Here is a 4,812-nt window from a genome sequence, read left to right as displayed (position 1 = left end):
CCGGCACGAACCCGCGCGCCCCCTCGGTGAAGGGCAGGTAGGCCCGGGCCGGGTCGGTCTCCCGGCTCAGTTCCGCGTATCCGAGCTGGCAGACCATCGAGTACGGCGCGAGCGGCGCCTCGGTGGAGCCGGCCACGATCACGTCGGTGCCGCGGCGCACCGCCCGGGCCGCGTGGGCGAGGGCGTCCAGTCCGCCGGCCTCGTCGGAGGCGACGACCGAGCAGGGCCCCTTGAAGCCGCGGCGGATGGAGACCTGGCCGGTGCTCGCGGCGTAGAACCAGGCGATGGACTGGTACGGCCCGACGAACCGGCTGCCCTTGCCCCACAGTCGCTGCAGTTCGCGCTGGCCGAACTCGCCGCCGCCGGATCCGGCGGCGGTGACCACGCCGATGGAGTACGGCGCGTCCGGGATGCCGGACGGCGCCAGCCGGGCGTCGTCCAGCGCGAAGTCGGCGGCGGCCATGGCGTAGTGCGTGAACCGGTCGGTCTGGACGAGGAAGCGCTCCTCGATGGTGGCCGCCGGGTCGAAGGCGCGGACCTCACCGGCCACCTTCAGGGGAAGGTTCTCGCAGCCCTCGCGGGTGACCCGGTCGAGGACGCTGAGGCCCTCCTGGGTCGCCTTCCAGAAGGTGTCGGCGCTGGTGCCGTTGGGTGCGACCACCCCGATGCCGGTGATGGCCGCCTGCCGGTCCTTCGGTTCGCTCATCGTGTGTCCTCACTCCCTCGGCCGGGTCAGGATCACCGCGGACTGGAAACCCCCGAACCCGCTGCCCACGGACAGCACGCTGGTCAGCTTGCGTTCGCGGGCGACGCGCGGGACGTAGTCCAGGTCGCACTCCGGGTCGGGGATCTCGTAGTTCGCGGTCGGCGGTACGACCTGCTTGGCGAGGGCCAGCACACAGGCGACCAGTTCGATGGCGCCGATCGCCCCGAGGGAGTGCCCCACCATGGACTTGATGGAGCTCATCGGGGTGTCGTAGGCGTGGTGGCCGAGCGCCCGCTTCACGGCCGCCGTCTCGTGGCGGTCGTTCTGCCGGGTGCCGGACCCGTGCGCGTTGACGTAGTCGATCGCCGTGGGGTCGAGCCGCGCCTGGCCGAGGGCCGTCTCGATGGCCCGCGCCATCTCCAGGCCCTCCTTGGTCAGGCCGGTCATGTGGTAGGCGTTGCCGAAGGTGGCGTAACCGCCGAACTCGCAGTACACATGGGCACCGCGGGCCCGGGCGTGCTCCAGCTCCTCCAGGACGAGCACCGCGCCGCCCTCGCCCATGACGAAGCCGTCACGGTTGTTGTCGAAGGGCCGGGAGGCGTGCGCGGGGTCGTCGTTGTTCGGGGACGTGGCCTTGATCGCGTCGAAGCAGGCCATGGTGATCGGGGATATCGGGGAGTCCGAGGCCCCGGCCAGGCATATGTCGGCGCGCCCCTCCTGGACGGTGTGGAAGGCGTATCCGACGGCGTCCAGTCCGGAGGTGCAGCCGGTGGAGACGGTCTGCACCGGACCCTGCGCGCCGAACCGTTCCGCCACCGCGGAGGCCACGGTGCTCGGCGAGAACGCCCGGTGCAGCTGCGGCTCCGCCTCGGTGTGGTCCACGTCCCAGCGCTGCCCGCGGTGGCTGACCAGGACGTAGTCGTGCTCCAGGCGGGTGGTGCCGCCGACGGCGGTGCCCAGGGAGACACCGACCCGCCAGGGGTCCTCCCGGGCCAGGTCGAGACCGGAGTCCCGGACCGCCTCCTCCCCGGCGACCAGGGCGAACTGTATGTACCGGTCCGCCCGCTGGATCTGTTCCGCGTCCAGGCCGTGCGCGGCGGGGTCGAAGTCGCACTCTGCGGCGATCCGGGACCTGAGCCCGGCCGGGTCGAAGAACGTGATGCCCCGCGTCGCGGTACGGCCTTCGGCCAGCAGGTCCCAGAACGCCGGTACGCCGATCCCGCCCGGAGCGACGACGCCTATGCCGGTGACCGCCACGCGCCGGGTCATGAGCGGACCTGTTCCCGGCCGGCGGGCTCGGCGACGGCGGCCAGGGGCTGCTCCGTCTCCTCGGTGTCGACGTGGCCGAGGGACGGCTTCGGGGCGAGCGGGCCCAGGTGGAAGACGAGCCGCGCCTCCACCTTGCCGACGTTGCGGAACCGGTGGCGCATGTTGACGGGGATCATCAGCCCCTGCTCGGGCCGCAGCGGGTGCGGCTCGCCGTCCAGGTCCACCTCCAGCTGCCCGCACAGGACGTAGACGAACTCCTCGGAGTAGGGGTGGTAGTGCTCACCGATGCGGTCGCCGGGCTGGACGATGGCCACCCCCATGAAACCGCTGGTGGCGCCCGCCGTCGTGGGGGTGAGCATGGCGCGCAGATCACCGCCGCGCCGGGTGTTGGGCTCGATCTCGCTCAGGTCCACGATCTTCGGAAGGGGTTTGATCACGGTGTTCCTCCGTTGGTAGGGCCGGCCCGCGGGCGGGTCAGGCGTCGGGCGAACGGCGGTCGGTGACGAGGTCCATGCCGACGGGCTCGCCGTCCAGCAGCGACTCCAGCCCGGCCGGGTGCCCGGACTCCGGCGGGGCGCCGAGCCCGGGACGTACGTCGAGCAGCCGGACGACGACGTCGTCGCGCTGGAAGATCGTGCTGCGCAGCACGGGGCTGTCCGGGTCGTCCGCCGCCGCCTCGTCCCGCTGGGCGAGCAGCTCCGCCAGCCGCATCCCGCTGCCCGGCCGGGCCGGGTAGTACCGGGCCAGCCGCTCGCCCTCGGTCAGCTCGTCCGCGGTGACGTGGTGCACGGCGGGCAGCGCCGCCCGGGTGAAGAACACCCGCGCGGACTCCTGGTCGTTCAGGTCCCGCTCCTGCTCCAGATAGGGGTTGATGGCCTCCTCCACGGCCCGCACCTCGGGCTGCCGGGCGACGTGGCGCAGCGCCGCGAGCAGGTCGCCGCGCACCTCGATGGCCCGCACCACCCGGTTGCCGTGCATGAACAGGGAGGTCCGGCACAGCCGGGTGGTCTCGTCGACCCGGGCCCGGGGCGAGGCGTAGTCCGCCAGGATCCGCCTCACCTCCGCCTCGCTGCCGGGCCGCACCGTGAAGGTGAGCGCGTGCCGGATCACCCCGTCGCCGATCCGGGGGGACGTCTGGAGCCGGCGGCGCCCGGCGGACGTGGCGGCCGCTCCGCCGGTCTCGCGGACGACGTGGAAGCGCAGCGACCGGGTGTCGCGCACGCAGCTGTGCAGCGGCTCCACCATCCGCACGTGCTCCTCGCTGTTCACCCAGGTGAGGAACGGCGGGGCGCTTTCCCACTCGCTGGTGATGAGCCATTGGGAGGGGTTCTCGATGGACTGGCACAGCTGGTCGCTGACGTGACCGGGGACCTGCGCCACCTGGTTGCACAGCTGTTCGTAGGCCTCCAGGAACTGCTGCTGGGCGCCCTCGTGGACGTCCACGAGGAGGACGACCCGCAGGCGGGAGCCGTCGAACACCGACTGGGAGACCCGCTTCGACACCTGGCGCGTCGAGGGGGCCGAGGGCTTTTCCGACAAGGTGGTCATGCTGCGCACATCTCCTTCACGGGGGCAGAGGCAACGCCGGCCGCCGAATGACGCGACGTCAGCGCTTCTTGATCCTGTGCCGCTCGTGCCGGGTCGCGCGACTCGCGTGAACCACGCGGGTGATTGAGCACGCGAAAGCCGTCCCACAGGGCACACAAACACCAATGCGCCCCGCATCCCGAACCTTCGCCTCTGGAGCCCTGATGCAGCAGAAAGCCGATCACCGGGTGCCCGTCCTCGTCGTGGGCGGCTCCCTGGTGGGCCTGTCCCTCTCCCTGTTCCTGGGCCGTCTCGGCGTACCGCACATGCTCGTCGAGCGGCACTCCGGGACCTCGATCCACCCGCGTGGCCGCGGCAACAACCTGCGCACGATGGAGCTGTTCCGGGTGGCCGGCCTCGAGCCGGACATCAAGGCGGCGGCCTCGCTGCTCGCGGACAACCACGGCATCCTGCAGACGCCCACCCTGGTGGGCGACGCCGGGGAGTGGCTGTTCCGGCACATCGACCCGGGCGGCGGGCTGGCGAGGTTCAGCCCCACCACGTGGTGCCTGTGCAGCCAGAACGATCTGGAGCCGGTGCTGCTGAAGGGGGCCCGGGCGCTCGGCGGCGATCTGCGCTACTACCACGAGCTGGAGTCCTTCTCGCAGGACCCCGAAGGAGTGACGGCGTTCGTCCGGGACCGCGACAGCGACGAGCTGTACACGGTGCGCGCCGACTACCTGGCCGCCTGCGACGGCCCGCGCAGCCCCGTGCGGCGCCGGCTCGGCATCGGGCAGAGCGGGCCCGGCGACCTGTTCGCCAACGTCAGCATCACCTTCCGGTCCAAGCTGCTCGCCGAGACCGTCGGCGACCGGCACTTCATCTGCTGCTACCTGACCAACCCGGAGGCCGACGGCGCGCTGCTGCCCGTCGACAACAAGGAGCACTGGGTCTTCCACGCGCCCTGGCACCCCGAGCACGGCGAGCGGCTGGAGGAGTTCACCGAGGAGCGGCTCCAGCGGCACATCCGGCTGGCGGTCGGCGTGCCGGACCTCGACATCGAGATCACCGGGAAGGCGTCCTGGCGCGCGGCGGAACGGGTCGCCGAGCGCTACACGGCCGGCCGGGTGCTGCTCGCCGGGGACTCGGCCCACGAGATGTCGCCGACCGGCGCGTTCGGCTCCAACACCGGCATCCAGGACGCGCACAACCTGGCCTGGAAGCTGGCCGCCGTGCTCGACGGCTGGGCCGGGCCCGAGCTGCTGGAGACCTACGACACCGAGCGCCGGCCGGTCGCCCTGGCCACCAGC

5 protein-coding genes are annotated in these 4,812 nt (G+C 72.2%); 1 reads left to right on the top strand and 4 read right to left on the bottom strand.

From position 1 onward, the window contains the following. The 4 genes from H5J33_RS23760 to H5J33_RS23745 all read right to left on the bottom strand — a co-directional run. The coding region (locus H5J33_RS23760) for a beta-ketoacyl synthase N-terminal-like domain-containing protein (RefSeq protein ID WP_309485476.1) at positions 1-706 on the bottom strand (706 nt) is incomplete at its 3' end. A 9-nt stretch (positions 707-715) separates the two neighbouring features. Beyond that, positions 716-1,975: a beta-ketoacyl synthase gene (locus tag H5J33_RS23755; RefSeq protein WP_181796931.1), complete on the bottom strand. Its 1,260-nt coding sequence runs from the start codon at positions 1,973-1,975 to the stop codon at positions 716-718. After that, positions 1,972-2,412 carry a cupin domain-containing protein gene (locus tag H5J33_RS23750; RefSeq protein ID WP_309485475.1) on the bottom strand — a complete coding sequence of 147 codons (441 nt, stop codon included), beginning with the start codon at positions 2,410-2,412 and terminating at the stop codon, positions 1,972-1,974. The genes H5J33_RS23755 and H5J33_RS23750 overlap by 4 nt, the downstream gene beginning before the upstream one ends. 37 nt (positions 2,413-2,449) lie before the next feature. Further along, positions 2,450-3,523 (bottom strand): SchA/CurD-like domain-containing protein, encoded by a 1,074-nt coding sequence (locus H5J33_RS23745; RefSeq protein ID WP_181796930.1) that lies wholly within the window; start codon positions 3,521-3,523, stop codon positions 2,450-2,452. 203 nt (positions 3,524-3,726) lie between these two features. Between H5J33_RS23745 and H5J33_RS23740 the strand changes: the two genes are divergently transcribed. Further along, on the top strand, positions 3,727-4,812 hold a 1,086-nt coding region (locus H5J33_RS23740; protein WP_181796929.1), incomplete at its 3' end, for an FAD-dependent monooxygenase.

Source organism: Streptomyces sp. WELS2, assembly GCF_013870595.1.
In the GTDB taxonomy this organism is placed as follows: domain Bacteria; phylum Actinomycetota; class Actinomycetes; order Streptomycetales; family Streptomycetaceae; genus Streptomyces.
The sequence above is the reverse complement of the archived record's forward strand: the minus strand, read 5'-3'. Positions and strand labels throughout refer to the sequence as shown.